General features: G+C 70.8%; 17 protein-coding genes and 1 tRNA gene. 4 read left to right on the top strand and 14 right to left on the bottom strand.

Going from position 1 to position 16041, the window contains the following annotated elements:
* Position 1: 1 nt before the first annotated feature.
* The 8 genes from LV79_RS01765 to LV79_RS01805 all read right to left on the bottom strand — a co-directional run bounded on the left by LV79_RS01765 (position 2) and on the right by LV79_RS01805 (position 7770).
* Positions 2–1360 carry a dihydrolipoyl dehydrogenase family protein gene (locus LV79_RS01765; protein ID WP_253831431.1) on the bottom strand — a complete coding sequence of 453 codons (1359 nt, stop codon included), beginning with the start codon at positions 1358–1360 and terminating at the stop codon, positions 2–4.
* 1 nt (position 1361) lies between these two features.
* Positions 1362–2429, bottom strand: coding sequence for a glycosyltransferase 87 family protein (locus LV79_RS01770; RefSeq protein ID WP_253831432.1), 1068 nt, complete (start codon positions 2427–2429; stop codon positions 1362–1364).
* 151 nt (positions 2430–2580) lie between these two features.
* Complete coding sequence (locus LV79_RS01775; RefSeq protein WP_285470589.1) at positions 2581–3417, bottom strand: M48 family metalloprotease; 837 nt, start codon at positions 3415–3417, stop codon at positions 2581–2583.
* Between the two features lie 549 nt (positions 3418–3966).
* Positions 3967–4039 (bottom strand) — tRNA-Ala (locus LV79_RS01785).
* 56 nt (positions 4040–4095) lie between these two features.
* A complete protein-coding gene (gene sepX, locus LV79_RS01790) occupies positions 4096–4797 on the bottom strand; it encodes a divisome protein SepX/GlpR (protein ID WP_253831434.1) in 702 nt (233 codons plus the stop codon).
* Positions 4798–4976: 179 nt separating this feature from the next.
* On the bottom strand, positions 4977–5630 hold the full coding sequence (locus tag LV79_RS01795; RefSeq protein ID WP_253831435.1) for a GNAT family N-acetyltransferase: 654 nt from the start codon (positions 5628–5630) through the stop codon (positions 4977–4979).
* A complete protein-coding gene (glp, locus tag LV79_RS01800) occupies positions 5623–6846 on the bottom strand; it encodes a molybdotransferase-like divisome protein Glp (RefSeq protein ID WP_253831436.1) in 1224 nt (407 codons plus the stop codon). The genes LV79_RS01795 and glp overlap by 8 nt, the downstream gene beginning before the upstream one ends.
* Positions 6847–6879: 33 nt before the next feature.
* Entirely contained in the window at positions 6880–7770 is an 891-nt protein-coding gene (locus LV79_RS01805) for a UTP--glucose-1-phosphate uridylyltransferase (RefSeq protein ID WP_372495249.1), read from the bottom strand.
* A gap of 24 nt (positions 7771–7794) precedes the next feature.
* Here LV79_RS01805 and LV79_RS01810 point away from each other — a divergent pair, with 24 nt between their 5' ends.
* The 4 genes from LV79_RS01810 (at position 7795) to mscL (ending at position 9991) form a co-directional block, all read left to right on the top strand.
* The gene (locus LV79_RS01810) at positions 7795–8403 is read left to right on the top strand and encodes a 5-formyltetrahydrofolate cyclo-ligase (RefSeq protein ID WP_285470577.1); all 609 of its coding nucleotides are present in this window, start codon (positions 7795–7797) and stop codon (positions 8401–8403) included.
* Between the two features lie 117 nt (positions 8404–8520).
* Positions 8521–8862 carry an FmdB family zinc ribbon protein gene (locus tag LV79_RS01815; RefSeq protein WP_253831438.1) on the top strand — a complete coding sequence of 114 codons (342 nt, stop codon included), beginning with the start codon at positions 8521–8523 and terminating at the stop codon, positions 8860–8862.
* A 107-nt stretch (positions 8863–8969) separates the two neighbouring features.
* The gene (locus LV79_RS01820; RefSeq protein WP_253831439.1) at positions 8970–9539 is read left to right on the top strand and encodes an SAF domain-containing protein; all 570 of its coding nucleotides are present in this window, start codon (positions 8970–8972) and stop codon (positions 9537–9539) included.
* Between the two features lie 53 nt (positions 9540–9592).
* Entirely contained in the window at positions 9593–9991 is a 399-nt protein-coding gene (gene mscL, locus LV79_RS01825) for a large-conductance mechanosensitive channel protein MscL (protein WP_253831440.1), read from the top strand.
* Between the two features lie 445 nt (positions 9992–10436).
* On the opposite strand, the gene LV79_RS01830 is transcribed toward mscL, so the two are convergent.
* The 6 genes from LV79_RS01830 to LV79_RS01855 all read right to left on the bottom strand — a co-directional run bounded on the left by LV79_RS01830 (position 10437) and on the right by LV79_RS01855 (position 15828).
* Complete coding sequence (locus LV79_RS01830; RefSeq protein ID WP_253831441.1) at positions 10437–10616, bottom strand: hypothetical protein; 180 nt, start codon at positions 10614–10616, stop codon at positions 10437–10439.
* 7 nt (positions 10617–10623) lie between these two features.
* Entirely contained in the window at positions 10624–11124 is a 501-nt protein-coding gene (locus LV79_RS01835; RefSeq protein ID WP_121388655.1) for a MogA/MoaB family molybdenum cofactor biosynthesis protein, read from the bottom strand.
* A gap of 82 nt (positions 11125–11206) precedes the next feature.
* Entirely contained in the window at positions 11207–12247 is a 1041-nt protein-coding gene (locus LV79_RS01840) for a sensor histidine kinase (RefSeq protein WP_253831442.1), read from the bottom strand.
* Positions 12244–12924, bottom strand: a complete 681-nt coding sequence (locus LV79_RS01845) for a response regulator transcription factor (protein WP_253835673.1) — start codon at positions 12922–12924, stop codon at positions 12244–12246. Before LV79_RS01845 ends, LV79_RS01840 begins: the two co-directional genes overlap by 4 nt.
* A gap of 74 nt (positions 12925–12998) precedes the next feature.
* Complete coding sequence (locus tag LV79_RS01850; RefSeq protein WP_253831443.1) at positions 12999–13307, bottom strand: hypothetical protein; 309 nt, start codon at positions 13305–13307, stop codon at positions 12999–13001.
* 1117 nt (positions 13308–14424) lie between these two features.
* A complete protein-coding gene (locus LV79_RS01855; RefSeq protein ID WP_253835675.1) occupies positions 14425–15828 on the bottom strand; it encodes a S1C family serine protease in 1404 nt (467 codons plus the stop codon).
* Positions 15829–16041: the final 213 nt, after the last annotated feature.

Consider the following 16041-nt stretch of genomic DNA (forward strand, 5'->3'; position numbering starts at 1 on the left):
GCTAGGCGCGCAGGTCGGCCAGCGCCGACTCGATGGCCCGGTGGAAGGTCGGGTACGCGTAGATCATGCGACGGAGCTGGTCGACCGGCACGCGCGCGTGCACAGCGAGAACCAACGCGCCCAGTACCTCGCCGCCGGTCGGACCTGCCGAGGTAGCGCCAACGAGCACTCCCGTGTCGGCATCCTCGATCAGCTTGATGAGCCCTTCGGCCTTGTGCAAGAACCCTCGGGTCGACGAGGACAACTGGGTGATACCGACGCGGACGTTGATCCCGGCGGCGCGCGCGCCAGCCTCAGTCAGGCCTACCGAGCCGATTTCGGGGTCAGTAAAGGTAACCCTGGGAACCGCGTGGTACTCGGCTCCAGGGGCTTCCTCACCGAGGATGTCCGCGGCCGCGATCGCTGCCTGGTACATGGACATGTGCGTGAAGGCGCCCTTGCCGGTGATGTCACCGATGGCCCACAGCCCGTCAGCGGCACGCATGTGCTCGTCGACCGCGACGCCGCGGGCCGACTCGTCCAGCCCGTAGGAACCGACGCCCAGGTCAGCCAGGTCGGACTTGCGACCGGCGGCGACGAGCACCTGTGCGGCGCTGATCGGGTCGGCGCCGTCGAGTTCGACGGTGAAGCGCTGGCCGTCGTGCCGGACCGAGGTGATCTTGGCCCCGGTCCGCACCTGGATGCCCTCGGCGGCGAACCGCTCCGCCAGCAGCGCGCTCGCCTCGGGCTCGTCGAGCGGGAGCAGCCGGTCGTTGGACTGCAGGAGGGTCACCTCGGCCCCGAACCGGGCGAACACCTGCGCGAACTCACACCCGACCGGGCCGCCGCCGATCACGACGAGCGACTCGGGCACGGCGGTCGCGCTGACGGCCTCCCGGTTCGTCCACAGCGGGGTGTCGGCCAGGCCGGGCACCGGGGGCACGGCCGGGTCGGTGCCCGGGTTGAGGACGATGCCGCGGCTGGCCCGGATGACCTGGTCACCCACAACGAGGACGCCCGGTCCGGTGATCCTGGCCCGGCCGCGCAGGACCTGGACGCCCGCGCCGACCAGCCGGTCGACGGCGGCCTGGTCGTTCCAGTCGGTGGTGATCTCGTCGCGCACCCGGGCGGCGACCTTGCCCCAGTCCGGGACCACCTGCGCGGTGCCTGCGAACTCCGGCACCCGACGAGCCTCGGCGAGCACGTCGGCGGCGCGGATCATGCCCTTGGTCGGCACACACGCGTAGTACGGGCACTCGCCGCCGACCAACCGGGACTCGATGCCCACCACCGATAGCCCTGCCGTGGCGAGTCGGCTGGCCACGGCCTCTCCGCCGGGTCCAAGCCCGACGACAGCGACATCAACCGCCAACTCAGCCACGTCAACCAACTCCTCGACTCTCGCCTGGCACTACCTCAGCACGGACCGACCGGCCACGCAGAGCCGGGTCGACACCAGCCAACAGGATCACGATGGGCGCGGCTACCAACGCCGCTAGGAGATAAGAGTTGCCGAGCAGCACATCCGCCGCGTTCCAGCTCAGCTCGCTCTTAGCGCCACTCGGCACCATCCTGAACTGCCACCCGGTAAAGACGATGCCGATCGCGAGCAGCCCCACCACGTTGCTCTTCGCGACGAGGTAGCCAACCAGCGGTACGACCCACACCCAGTGGTGAGTCCAAGACACAGGGCTGACGAGCAGGCCGGTCACTGCGGTCACCAGCAACGCACCGAGGTCATCCCCTTGACGATAGAGGCGACGAACCACCACTGCCGCTAGACCGACGGCAATGACCGCCGTGGTCGCGTACAGGAACAGCGCGCCCCTGTCTTCGCCGGTGAGTCGCTGGAAGATCCCGTTGAGCGACTGGTTGCCGATCCACGAGTTCGTCGTCGCGTCGTTGCCGTCGATAAGGGCCTTGGTCCAGAACCAGAGGGTGTCGAGCGGTAGGACTACTGCCGCCGCGAGGTTGAGCGCGAGAAACGTCGCCGTCGCGCGCGCTGCGTCCGCCCAGCGCCGGGTCAACGCGAGATGCGCGATGAAGATGAGCGGGGTGAGCTTGACCGCCGCCGCGATGCCGATGAGGACTCCGGACCCCTTACGGCCCCGCAGCAGCAGGACGTCTGCCATGACCATCGCCACGAGCAGCAAGTTGACCTGCCCTAGCCCTAGGGTCCGCCACACCGGCTCTAGAGCCAGGGTTGCCAGCAAGAGGGCACCGAAGCGCCAGCCTGTCCGCGCGCGTTGCGGGAGGCTCTCGTGCAGGACGAAACCCAGCGCGAGCGCGGATAGAGCTGCCAGGACACCCCAGCCCAACTGGGAAGGCACCATCGTCAAAGGCAAGAACAGCAGCCCGGCGATCGGCGGGTAAGTGAATGGCAGCGACGGTGCCCACCACTCGCCTGTCGTAAGAGGCGCGTAGAGCGAGTCGCCATGCAGGAGCGTCAACGCGCCCGCACGATAGACAGAGCTATCGACTCCTAACCCTCGTCCGTTGAACCAGCAAGCGACAGCAATCAGGACCAGTCCAGCCGCGACTGCCGTCGCCGCGAGCGGCACTCGGCGCGCAACCCCCATGGCGTCACCCTAATGGAGCAGCTCACCGGCCCGCTCGCAATCGCCTGATCCGGTCCGCGGTCGCCGGGTGGCTGGCCAGTGCGCGGACCCGCAGCGGGCGCCGCACGGCGTGCTCGGCCGCCAACCAGCCGGACAGCACGTTCACCAGGTCGGGCCCGTAGCCGAACCCGGCGGCGGTGGCGTCGGCGCGGTACTCCCCCAGCCGCCGCGACCAGGCGAGCAGCGGGCTGAGCAGCGGCATCAGCAACAACCACGGGTTCAGCGCGATCAGCCCGGCGAGCAGGACGAGCGAGAGCAGCGCCACCGCGAGCGCGGCGGCCGCGGCCCCGAACCGGGACACCGCCTTGCCGACCGCGAGCACGACCCGCATGGCCGTGGTGACCAGCCAGATCGCCCCCTGCGCGGGCAGTTCGTACCACCAGGCCAGCAGCGACGCCCGGGAGTGGCCAGCGAGGTGGTGACCGAGTTCGTGCGCCAGGATCGCCTCCAACGCCCTCGGCGGTAGCTCCAACGCCCGCCGCGTCACCGCGAGCGTCCGCCCCCCGGCCGCGAACGCGTTCAACTCCTTGGACTGCTCAACCCACAGCGTGTACCGCGAACTGTCGACCTGGGCCGCCACACACACCGACTGCCACAACGGCCGCAGCTTCGACAGCTCCACCGTCGTCGGCGGCCGCATGTCGAACATCAGCCTCGCCAGCAACGACTCCACCGAGGGCACGAACGTCACCGCCCCCGACAACACCCACACGCCCACCACGACCCACACCACCCAGCCCGTGGCCCAGATCAACCCCGCCACAAGCCCCACGACGACCAGGCTGCTCACAAACCCCGGCAGCCCGAACACCACCCCCATGACCACCGAGGCATCAACCCGCCGACGCCCCCGAGCCCCCGCCCCCCGCGGAATCCAGGTCCCCTCCACCACACCTCACCAAGATCGTCCTCCCCCCACCCTGACCCCCCACCCCACCCTTGTCCACCCCCCACCCCACCGACCCCCACCCAATGCGACGGCCAAGGCCAAGCGAGTTCTCACCCCACCAGGCCCTCGCCACTCTGGCACCACAATGCACGGCCAAAGGCCAAGCGAGTTCACCTAGTCGGCACCCCAATGCGACGGCCGAAGGCCGAGCGAGCCCCCAGAGTTCCATCTGCCAGGCCAGCGACCCCGCTACGTGCTCGTCCCTCGCACTACGCGCCCCCGCGCGCTCCGCGCACTACCCACCATCGCACCGTGGGCGACAGCCCTATTAGTTACATACTTTGATGCGATGACCGAAGGTCGAGCGAACCCCGCTGGTTCCGGCGCCGACCGCACCGTGGGGGTCTGGGGGGTCGCCCCCTAGATACAACGCGAAACGCAAACAGCTCATGCTCTCAATGAGCATGAGCTGCCTATGCGTGGAGCTGCGGGGAATCGAACCCCGGACCTTCTCGATGCGAACGAGACGCGCTACCAACTGCGCTACAGCCCCTTGTTCGTGCTCGCAGAGCTTAGCAGGGTGCGAGCACGGGTCCGCGCACCGGGGGGCTACTCACCGACGGCTCGGCGGTAGGTGTGGTGTGCGGGTTCGCCGAGTTCGTCGAACCAGGGGTCTTCGTCGTCGAGTTCGACGACGACGGCGCCGGGGTGGATCGAGCGGGTGGGGATGGTGGTCACGTGGTCGTGGTCCTCGGCGGGGCGGGCGTGGGAGCGGCGGGGGGCGTTGCTCATCCGGGCGGCGCGGCGTTCGCGGATCTCCTGCTCGATCCGGACCTGCCTGCGCAGGTAGCTCAGGTAGGCGACGAGGGTCAGGTCGACGACGCCGTGCAGCCACCAGAACAGGGGCTCGACGAGACCGGCCACGGCGCCGGTGGCGATCGCGGCGAGCAGCATCAGGAGCACGATGCGCTGGCGGAAGCCGTACTTCGCACGGGCGGCGCGGGCGGCGGCCTCGGGGTCGTAGCCGCCGCGGCCCGGCCGGTAGCGGCGGGGCTCGGCCTGCTCGTCCTCGGGGTCGACGTCGAACTCGTCCAGGGTGTCGAGGGTGTCGTGCGGGTCGTCGTCGACGGACTCGTCCGCGGCGACCTCGTCCTCGGGGGCGTCAGCGCTGTGCGACCCGGCGCGCACCACGCGCGCGGCGAGGGCGGTGTCGGTGGTCCTGGCGATCTCCTGGCGCTTGCGCACGACCATCGGGACCAGCACGACGAGCCACGCCACCACCAGTCCGACCACGATCAACGAGCTCGGCATGTCCCGTCACCTCCCCCTCGCTAGTGCTCCGGCGTTCGCCACGTTAGTCACAACAGTCACACCCGTGGCGGAGGCGCGCCGACCCCAGAGGTCCACGCCCACCCGATCGGGTAGTTCGCTTGTGGACCGTTCCCCGTAACGGCCGTGATCAAACTTTGCGCGCGAAAACGTGAATCCACTTACGCGGAGCGGGCTTTCCCGGCCGCGACCAGCAGCGGTACCAGGCCGGTCGGAGTGTCCTCTGTGGTCAGCGCGAGGCACTGGTGATCGCGCCAGGCGCCCGCGACGTCGAGGTACCTGCGGAACAGGCCCTCGTACCGGAAACCGAGCTTGGCCAGCACCCGGAGGCTCGCCGCGTTCTCCGGTCGCACCGTCGCCTCGACGCGGTGCAGGCCCGCGGTGGTGAAGCAGTGGTCGACGACTAGAGCCGCCGCCGCGGTCGCGACGCCTCCCCCCACGATGTCCGCCGCGACCCAGTAACCGACCCACGCCGAGCACAACGACCCGCGGATGACGTTGCCCACAGTCACCTGACCCGCGAACTGCCCGTCGACGGTGATGACGAACGGCAGCGACATGCCGCGTTTCCCCAGTGCACGCAAGGTGGACCACTGCGCGAACCACGCGCCGGGTGCGTTCCGCTCCGCCCACGTACCGGGAACGGTTGGCTCCCACTGCTCGAGGTAGGCCTGATCGCGCAACCTGATCCGGCTCCACGCGCGCCCGTCGGTGATCCTCGGCACCCGGAGCTCGACGACGCCCGCGGGCACGTGCAAGGGCCCCAGGCGGGCGGGCCACCCGGGATGGCGGCCGACCGCGTACGGGCTAGCCACGCTGGGCGAGGAACAGAACCTGGACCCCCTCGCCGACGGAGACCTCGGTGGTGTCCTCGTCGACCAGGATCAGGCAGTTGGCCTCAGCGAGCGAGGCGAGCAAGTGCGAGCCAGACAGGCCCAACGGCTGCACCATGTACTCGCCGTTGCCCTCATCGCGCAGGAGTTGGCCGCGCAGGTACCCGCGCCGCGACTTGGTCGACGTGATCGGCGACAAGAGCCTCGCCTGCACCACTCGGCGGTGGGGGTTGCGTTTGCCCTGTGCGGCGCGGATGAGCGGGCGAACCATCACCTCGAACACGACTAGAGCGCTCATCGGGTTACCTGGCAGCAAGAAGGTCGGGACCGCGTCGGGGCCGAGCCTGCCGAAGCCCTGCACGGAACCGGGGTGCATAGCGACCCTGGTCAGGTCTATCTCGCCGAGTTCGCGCAGTGCGGACCGGACTTCGTGCGAGAGGTCGCCGCCCGCGCCACCGGCGATGACCACGATCTCGGACAGCAGGAGCCTGCTCTCCACGGTCTCGCGCAACCGCCTGGTGTCGGTGGAGACGATGCCGACTCGGATCACGTCCGCGCCCGCGTCCCGCCCGGCAGCGGCGAGTGCGTAGGAGTTGACGTCATAGACCTGGCCTTGACCGGGGGTGCGGTCGATGTCGACGAGCTCATCGCCAAGGGAGATGACCGACACCCGCGGCCTCGGGTAGACCAAGACCTTGGAACGGCCTACCGCGGCAAGTAGGCCTACCTGCGCCGAGCCGATGACAGAGCCACGCCGCACGGCAACGTCACCGGTCTGCACGTCCTCACCGGTCCGTCGCACGTATGCGGCCGAGGGCACGGGCTGGTTGATGGTGACCCTGGCGTGGTGGCCGTCGGTGTAGTTGTTTGGCACCACGGCGTCGGCCAGGGTGGGAAGCGGCGCGCCTGTCGCCACGCGCACCGCCTGCCCTGGTTGGAGCCTTCGGGGTTGCCTCGACCCGGATGCGATCTCACCGACGACCGGCAGCACTACCGGCTCGGTTCCCGCCGCCTGGGTGTCGACGCTGCGCACCGCGTACCCGTCAACGGCGGCTTGGTCGAACCCGGGGAGGGCGCGCTCGGCCACGACCTCCTCGGCGCAGAGCAGCCCCTGCGCCTCGGAGATGGCGACCCGCACGGGTGCGGGCCGGACCGCGGCCGCCAGCGCCCTGGCGAGTTGCTCGTCGACTGACCTCATCCGGTTTACCTTGGTTCCGTCCGCTGTTGCCGTCTACTCGGAGCCGACGCGATCGCGCAGCCACGCGCGCAAGCCAGGCCCATACTCCGGGTGCTCGAGGGCGAAGTCCACGGCGGCGCGCAGGAACCCGCCGGGATTGCCCAGGTCATGCCGTCCGCCCCGGTGGACGACGACGTGCACCGGGTGTCCCTCGGAGATCAACAGCGCGATCGCGTCGGTGAGCTGGAGCTCGCCACCCGCGCCCGGGGTGATCCGCTTGAGCGCGTCGAAGATCGCCCGATCGAGCAAGTAGCGACCCGCCGCGGCGAAGGTCGAAGGCGCCTCGGCGGCCGGGGGCTTCTCGACCATCCCGTTGACCTTCTTGACGTCATCGTCGTCGGTGGCCTCAACGTCGAAGACACCGTAAGCGGAGATCTCTTCGCGCGGGATGTCGAAGGCGCACAGGACTGTGCCGCCCTTCTCTTCGCGAACCTTGGCCATGCGGGCCAGGACGCCGGTCGGTAGCACCAAGTCGTCCGGCAGCAGCACCGCGACGGCCTCGTCCTCGGGGCGGAGGTTGGGCTCCGCGCAGCCGACGGCGTGACCGAGGCCGAGTGCCTGCTCCTGGATGGCGGTCTCTACCGCGATCAGGTTGGGAGCACGGCGGATCTTCTCCAGCAGCTCTGTCTTACCTCGATCCTCAAGGGTCTTCTCCAGCTCAGGACGAGGCTGGAAGTACTGGGCGACAGACTCCTTGCCCGGCGAGGTGACGATGATCAGCCGGGTCGCTCCCGCCTCGGCGGCCTCCTTGGCGACGTACTCGATGCCGGGGGTGTCCACCACCGGCAGCAACTCCTTGGGGACGGCCTTGGTCGTGGGCAGGAACCTGGTGCCCAACCCCGCCGCGGGCACGATGGCGGCGGTGAATGCGGTCGACGCGCTCATGGACATGCAGCCTAACCTCGTCATGTGGCCGGGCCCGGTAATGATCTCGACGCGACGCGCGCGTGGACCAAGGACCAGTGGCGCCGGGCGCTGCTCGCCGAGCGGCGCCGGGTGCCCGCGAGCGTCCGGTTCGCGGAGGCGATGCAGCTGACCACGCTGCTGACCAGCGGCAGGGTGGTCGGTCGCGGCCAGACGTTGTGCGCGTACGTGCCGATCGGGTCCGAGCCGGGTTCGGTGCAGATGCTCGATGAGGTTGCCGACCACGGGGTGCGGATACTGCTACCGATCGTGTCCGGGGCGGGACCGCTGGACTGGGGTTGGTACGACGGGCGGGAGTACCTGCGCCCGGGTCCCTTCGGGCTGCTGCAGCCCATAGGGGAACGGTTGGGGGAGACCGCGCTGCGGATCGCGGACGTGGTGCTGGTGCCCGCGCTCGCCGTAGACCGCGACGGCACCCGTCTCGGGCGTGGGGCGGGGTACTACGACCGGTCGCTGTCTCTCACGGCCCCCGGTACGCCGTTGGTCGCGGTGGTGCGCGATCCGGAGTTGTTCGACCGACTGCCGTCAGAACCGCACGACGTGACCGTCACCGGAGTGTTGACGCCGGGTCGTGGGCTGCTGCGGTTGCGCTGACCGGCGGCGACCGCGTGTGACCTTGAACGGGAACATTTGCGCCGCACGCACGCGTTACCCCAGAATCGGTTGGCACTCTTGCTGACCGAGTGCCAGATGCGACGAGGAGCCCAGTCCGTGCCCACGTACCAGTACGCCTGTACGGCATGCGAGCACCGCTTCGAGGCGGTGCAGTCGTTCACCGACGCCGCGCTGTCCGAGTGCCCGGAGTGCACCGGACGACTGCGCAAGCTCTACGGGTCGGTCGGGGTCGTCTTCAAGGGCAGCGGCTTCTACCGCAACGACAGCCGGTCCGGGTCGTCGAGCGGGTCGACCGCCCCGGCCGCGAAGACCGAGACCGCGGCGAAGTCCGAGTCGACCAAGACCGAGTCGACCGCCAAGACCGAGTCGAAGTCGGACACGTCGAGCGGCTCGAAGCCCGCCGCCAAGTCGGACAGCACGGCGGCCAAGGCCTCCTGAGTTATCCACAAGGCCCGGGACTGTCCACAGGACACGTCCCGGGCTTTCGTGCTGCCGTGACTTCCTCCTAGCGTGGTGGTCGGACCCCGTCTGACCAGGAGGAACACATGACCAGGGCACGCATGCCACACCCGTTGACCGCGCGCAGGGCGCTCGCCGGGGCGCTGGTGCTCGCCGCTGTCGCGCTCGCCATCCGACCGTCCCCGACCGACACCTCGGTGCCGGTCCTCGTCGCGGCGCGGCCACTCGCCCCGGGCGTCGCGCTGGCGGCCCCGGACGTGAAGGTCGTGCGGGCGCCACCGGACCTCCGACCACCCGCGGCGCTGTCCGATCCGGGTCAGGCCGTGGCCCGGGTGCCCGCAGGAGCCATCGGCGAGGGTGAGGCGATCACGCAGGTCCGGCTCGTCGGGGCGGACAACCTGGCGGCGACGGTGGGCCCGGACGGCGCGGCGGTGCCGGTGCGGCTGTCCGACGACGGCGTGGCGGACCTGCTGTACCCGGGGGTGCTGGTCGACGTGATCACCAGCGAGCGGGTCGTGCTGGCCAGGGACGCCGCGGTGCTGACGGTGCGGCCGTCCGACGCAGGGGCGCTCGTGCTACTCGCCTTACCCAGGTCCGAGGCCGCGGAGGTGGCCGCGGCGGCGTTGCGCGATCCGGTTGCGGTTACGCTCCGGTAGCCATCGCCCCCGGACGGTGACGCACCGTCCACCACAGAAATCGGAGCGCAGCGGTGTTCAAGGGCTTCAAGGACTTCCTGATGCGCGGGAACGTCATCGACCTCTCGGTCGCCGTCATCATCGGCGCCGCCTTCACCACCATCGTCACCTCGTTCACCGACGGCCTGATCAAGCCGTTGATCAACTCGGCTGGCGGGACGAAGGCGGCCGAGGGCCTCGGCTTCCGGATCATCGGCGGCAACCCGTCCACCTTCCTCGACTTCGGCGCCGTGATCAACGCCGCGATCAACTTCCTGATCGTGGCCGCGATCGTCTACTTCGTGATCGTGCTCCCGGTCAAGCACATCCAGGAGCGCCGCAAGCGTGGCGAGGAGCCCGGCCCCGCCGAGCCCACCGACGTCGAACTCCTCACCGAGATCCGCGACCTGCTCCGCCAGCAGCAAACCCGCTGACCACCCCGCGCGAGCGCGCTGCGCCCACCCACCGCAGCGCGCCACCGCGACCTACCAGCGTTCACCAGCCCCAGACCGCACCGCCGGTCTTGCCCCTGAAGGAGGCTCAAGCACCAAGAGAATCAACCGCCCAAGAATCGGCCCACCGCTCCCCCGACGTGCTCACTCACCACAGGGGCCACCGGCCTACTTCTGGGGCCACTGACCACGCCTGCCCGTCTCCCGAGCAACGCGCGGACACCGCCTCGTCACGACGCCTCACGCAGGCGGCGGACCACGAACCTCTTGGGACCTGCTCGCCCGCCACGGGGATGCCAGCCACGGAGACCTGCTTGGCACCGGGTGTCGTGAGGCTGTCTGGCACAGCCGCGCCGCCTTCGCCGCAGCACTACGCCGTATTGCATCGGCCGAGAGCGATTTCAGCTCTCATGCGGGCCCATGCGGCTCAGCCGCCGTGGTGGGGTGGGCGGTTGTGGAGGTACCAGTCTTCTGGTGGGGGTGGGGTGGGGTCGCGTTCGTCGGCGGTGGTGTCGGGGAGGACGTCGCCGAAGATTTCGTCCAGGGTGGGGCGGCGGCGCTTGGGGGGTGGCGTCGCGGGTGGGGGTGGGGTGGGGGGTGTCGGCACTGACGTCCTAGTTGGTGTCGAGACCGGAGAGCTCGCCGATCACGTAGGGGACGAGGGCCGACAGGGTCGCCATGCCGTCGCGGACGGCGCTCCGTGAGCCTGCGAGGTTCACCACCAGGGTGCTGCCGGAGACACCGACCAAGCCGCGGGAGACGCCCGCGTCGACGGCGCCCGCGGCGAGGCCGGACGAGCGCAGGGCCTCGGCGATGCCGGGGATCGGGCGGTCGAGCACGCCCTGGGTGGCGTCGGGGGTGACGTCGCGGGGGGAGACGCCGGTGCCGCCGACGGTGACCACCAGGTCGGCGCCGCCGATGACGGCGGTGTTGAGCGCGTTGCGGATCGCCACGGTCTCGCCCTCGACGGTGACCACGCCGTCGACGATGAAGCCTGCTTCCTCGAGGAGCTCGGTCACCAGGGGGCCGACGGTGTCGTCGTGCTCGCCGTGGGCCACGCGGTCGTCGACGATCACGATCAGAGCCCGGCCAAGCCGCTGCGCGCTGCGTTCCATGTGTGCCACCGTAGTCGGATCAACGCGGTGGAGCCGCTGGAGGTCTGGCCTCGACGACGACTGTTCACCACCGCTGCGGCCCTCAGCGCGCGGCCAGTGGCAACCGGACCTCGAAGCAGCAGCCGGGGCCCTCGTTGCGGGCCGAGATCCGGCCACTGTGCGCCTCCACGAGTCCCTTCGCGATGGCCAGACCGAGGCCCGCGCCCGAGGTCGGTGCCGGGGTCCTGGCGGGAGCCCCGCGGAAGGCGACGTCGAACAGGCGCGGGAGGTCGGCGGCCGGGATGCCGCCGCAGCCGTCGGTGACCGCGAGGACGGCCGACCCGCCGTGCACGCCGACCTGCACCGCCACGGTGCCGTCCGGCGGGGTGTGCCGGATGGCGTTGGCGACCAGGTTGCCGACCACCCTGGCCAGCTCCGGGTCGCTGCCGAGCACCACCGGCCACTCGGTCGCCTCGGCGAGCACCCGGACCCGCTTGCGCTCGGCGACCGGCCCCTGGGCGGCGAGGGTGTCGCTGACGACGTCGTGCAGCGGCACCTCGGTCATGGTCAGGCTGAGCGCGCCCGCGGTGATCCTGGACAACTCGAACAGGTCGTCGACCATGGCCGAGAGCCTGCGGGTCTCGGCGTCGATCCGGGCGGCGTACCCGGCGACCTCCGGTGGCGAGGACACCACGCCGTCGGCCAGCGCCTCGGCCATGGCCTGGATCCCGGCCAGCGGGGTGCGCAGGTCGTGGCTGATCCACGCGACCAGTTCCCGCCGGGACGCCTCGACCGCGCGTTCGCGGCTCCTGGCCTCCCGCTCCCACAGCCCGAGCGCGGCGGTGCGGCGGCCGAGCAGGACCGCGACCGGCACCGTCACCACCGCGACCAGCAGGCTCACCAGCAGGGTCGTGGTCAGCGTGTCGGTGAACACGAACCCGCTGATGCCGACCAGGCCGCCGACGAGCGCGACCACGGGCACCAGCACGAGGACGGTCATGCTGGTGGCCAGGGCCCGGTCGCGCAGCCAGTGCAGCAGCAGCGCGCCGAGCAGGACGACCGGTAGCACCAGGCCGAGCGCCAGCGGCAGGATGCGCAGCAGCTGGGCCGCCATCTGCCAGAACGTCTCATCGGGGTGGATCACCGGTCGACCCCGTCGTAGCGGTAGCCGACGCCCCAGACGGTGCTGATCCGGCTCGGCGCGGCCGGGACCCGCTCCACCTTCTCCCTGAGCCGTCGCACGTGGACGGTCACAGTGGACTGGTCGCCGAAGTCCCAGCCCCAGACCCTGGCCAGCAGCTCGGCGCGGGTGAAGGCCTCCCCCGGGTGGGACATGAGGAACTCGAGCAGGTCGAACTCGCGCCCGGTCAGCGCCAGCTCGACGCCCGCGAGGGTGGCGGTGCGCGCCGTGCCGTCGAGCCGCAGGTCGCCGTCGTGCAGCTCCCGCGCGGTCGGGCGGGGCGCGGCCCGGCGCAGCACGGACTGGACGCGCAGGGCGAGCTCGCGCGGGCTGAACGGCTTGGTCACGTAGTCGTCAGCGCCCAGTCGCAGGCCCGCGATCCGGTTCTCCTCCTCGCCGAGCGCGGTCAGCATGATCACCGGGATGGCGCCGCGCAGCCGCCTGCACACCTCGACGCCGTCGATGCCGGGGAGCATCAGGTCGAGCACGACCAGGTCGGGCCGGTCGGCGTCGACCAGGCGCAGCGCGTCCTCACCGGTCCCGGCGAGCACCACGTGGTGGCCGTCGCGTTCCAGGTACCTGCGCACCACGTCGGACACGGTCACGTCGTCGTCCACCACGAGCACCCGCCCGGTGGCCATCTGCGCTGGTTGCACGCCCCCATGGTCGCCGACCGGGGCGCCGTGCGTCAGGGACCGTCAGCGAAAGGTAAGAACTAGGCGAAGCTCACCGAGAGCAGGAACGCCAGGTACAGGCCCACGGCGACCATGGCGGTCCGGTTGAGCACGATCCGCTCGGCGCGCACCGCGTACTCCAGGCACACCATGCCCAGCACCACCCACACCGCCGGGTGTGCCCAGTGGACCAGGAACGCGTGCGTGCCGGACAACCCCTCGGTGCGCACGGTCAGCACTGTCGCCTGCAGCACGGCCACCCCGACGCAGACCACGGCGGCCAGCAGGCCTAACGGCAACCGCACGGGACCGCTCAGCGAGTCCCGGAACCTGCGCAGCGTCGACGCCATAGCCCCATTGTCACGCCTGCGACCCCGCCGTGTCGCGGTAGATCGCCTGCTACTAGATCACAATTGGAGATCCTGCCGCTTTCTTGGAACCAATTGTGCCGCTGTCACCAAGCAAAGTGCACCACGCAATCGCGCTACGCCCTTGCGCGCCCACCCCGGGTGATCGGACGGGGGCGGATGGAGCATCGGGAGCATACCCCTCGGCCGACCGTCCACTACAGCTGGTGACCAAACCGACCACGGAGAGACAGCGCGTCCGCCTGCGACAACACCGGCGGCAGGCTCGAGTGGACAGACCCCGGGAGCGCGACCGGAACTGGGAACGCTACCAGTCCCGTGCATCCACCCCGCGCGTCCGCGCGGCACCCCCTAAGCCCCGGAACCGAATTCACTGAATTCAAAGATCTCCTTTCCACTGACAACTCCGCCCCGATCAACAAACAGTCCCGCGGCAAACACGAAAAGTAATCTCGATAGCGCGAACTACCTATGCCCGAACACCGGCGGGCCACAGCAATAGCCCTCGACCCTGGTGGTGCAAGACGGGGTGCCACCACCCGCCCTCACCCCGGACGACGCTGGAGGACCACGTGGCCTGACCTGTGACCGAGGGCTGGGCGATGGGCCGCAGGGTCGACGTTGCTGGCCGACCCGATGTGCGCCGTACCCGATCGCGATCAACGCGGCCGCTGTCCGCACAAGGCGCGCTAGGTCCCAGCCCGGCCGTGAACGGGCCCAGGAATGCCGGAAGCCGCACGCGGGTGGTGAGGGGTCTCCATCCGCGTGCGGCTTGGCGTTGGGCTCCTGAAGGAGAAGCCCGGTCCGGTTCGGGGGCAACGAACCGGAGTTGGTCTCGGGCGCGGGCGCCCGAGCGACTCAGGGGTCGGTCGACGTCTGGACGACGGATCTGCCCCAGAACCCCCGACCGACGAGGTCCGGCCGCCCTGCCGGACCGGACGCCGGATCCGGCCCGCCCGACGCTGCTGGAGCGACGGCGGACCGGACCACGGTGTCGGGGTGGTTGGTCTCGGGCGCGGGCGCCCGAGCGTTGTGGGGTTACTCGATGGGGCGGATCAGAACGGTGGTCTCGGGCGAGTGGGCACCCAGGCTGGGGCGGTCATCCGGTCTCCACGGGTTGGCCGCCCAGGGTGGCCTGGCTGGTCTTGTCGCCTGCGAGGGTCAGGGTGACCTTGTCGCCGGGTGCCTGCGAGCGGACCGCGGCCACCAACGCGTCGGCGGTGTCGATGCGGCGGTCGTTGAGCTTGGTGACGACGTCGCCCGGCTTGAGTCCCGCCTGCTCGCCCGCGCCGCCGGAGACGACCTCGGCGATGAGCGCCCCACCGTCGTCGGCGTCGCGCACCGAGACTCCGAGCACGGTCTGGGTGGCCTTGCCGGTCTTGACGATCTCGTCGGCGGTGCGGCGGGCCTGGTCGATCGGGATGGCGAAGCCGATGCCGACCGAGCCGCCGCTGCCCGACGCGCTGCTCTGCGGGCTGTAGATGGCCGAGTTGATGCCGATGACCTGGCCCTGCATGTTGACCAGCGGACCGCCGGAGTTGCCCGGGTTGATGGCGGCGTCGGTCTGGATGGCGTCCATGACCGTGGCCTGGCTGCCGCCCTCACCGCCTGCGCGGGTCGGCCGGTGCAGCGAGCTGACGATGCCCGAGGTGACCGTGCCGGACAGCTCGAACGGCGAGCCGATGGCCACCACCGCCTGCCCGACCCGCAGGTCGTCGGAGCGGCCGAGCTCGCTCACCTGGAGGTTGTCGACGCCCTGCGCCTTGACCACGGCCACGTCCGATGTCGGGTCGCGGCCGACGATGGTGGCCGTCGCGGTGCGGCCGTCCTGGAACACGGCCTGGATCTGCCCACCGGCGGCGGCGCCCTCGATCACGTGGTTGTTGGTCACGATGTAGCCGTCGCTGCTGATCACGAAGCCGGACCCCTCCCCTGCGGAGGACCGGCCGCGCACCTGCAGCTGCACCACGGTCGGCAGCACCTTCTGCGCCACCGACTCGACCGAGCCCGCCGGGGCCGCGGTCTGCTTGGCGGGCGGCGCGGCCTCCAGCGCGTTCTGCACCGGCGACCGCGCGTCCGACGCGATCAACCCGCCCGCGACACCCGCGCCACCCCCGACGACCAGCGCGAGCACCGCCACCCCGACCACGAACCCGATCCGCCGCGGCTCCCGACGCGGCTGCGGGTACTGCTGGGTGCCCTGGTGCGGCCCACTCGGGGGCCAGTTGTACTGCTGCTGCGCGGCACCGGCTGGCCACTCGGCCTGCTGGGTCGCGCCTGCCTGGGGCTGGGCCTGCCACGAACCCGACTGCGCGCCGGGCTGCTGCGGCGCGGACCACTCGGACCGCGCGCCCGCGGGCTGCCACCCGCCACGCTGGTCCGCGGGCCACTGCGCCGCGCCCGTCTCCCACTGCTGCTGCGCGGACGACGGGACCTGCTCGGCGGTACCGGTACCCGGCGCGGTGGGGCCCTGCTCCCCACGCGCCGGGGTACCGGCCTCCACCCGAGCGGATCCCTGCTCCGCGGCTTGGTGCGCCGCCCACTGCCCGGCCACCGGTGCCCCGGCGACCTCCGACGACGTCTGTCCAGAAGTACCGGCACCCGGCGCGGCGGGGCCCTGCTCCCCTTGCGCCGGGATGCCGGTCTCCTCCTGAGCGGAACCCGGTTCCGCGAGCTGGTGCGGGGTGGCCTGCGGCCGACCCCAGTGGTGTTCGGC

The sequence above is a fragment of the Actinokineospora globicatena genome (assembly GCF_024171945.1).
GTDB lineage: Bacteria > Actinomycetota > Actinomycetes > Mycobacteriales > Pseudonocardiaceae > Actinokineospora > Actinokineospora globicatena.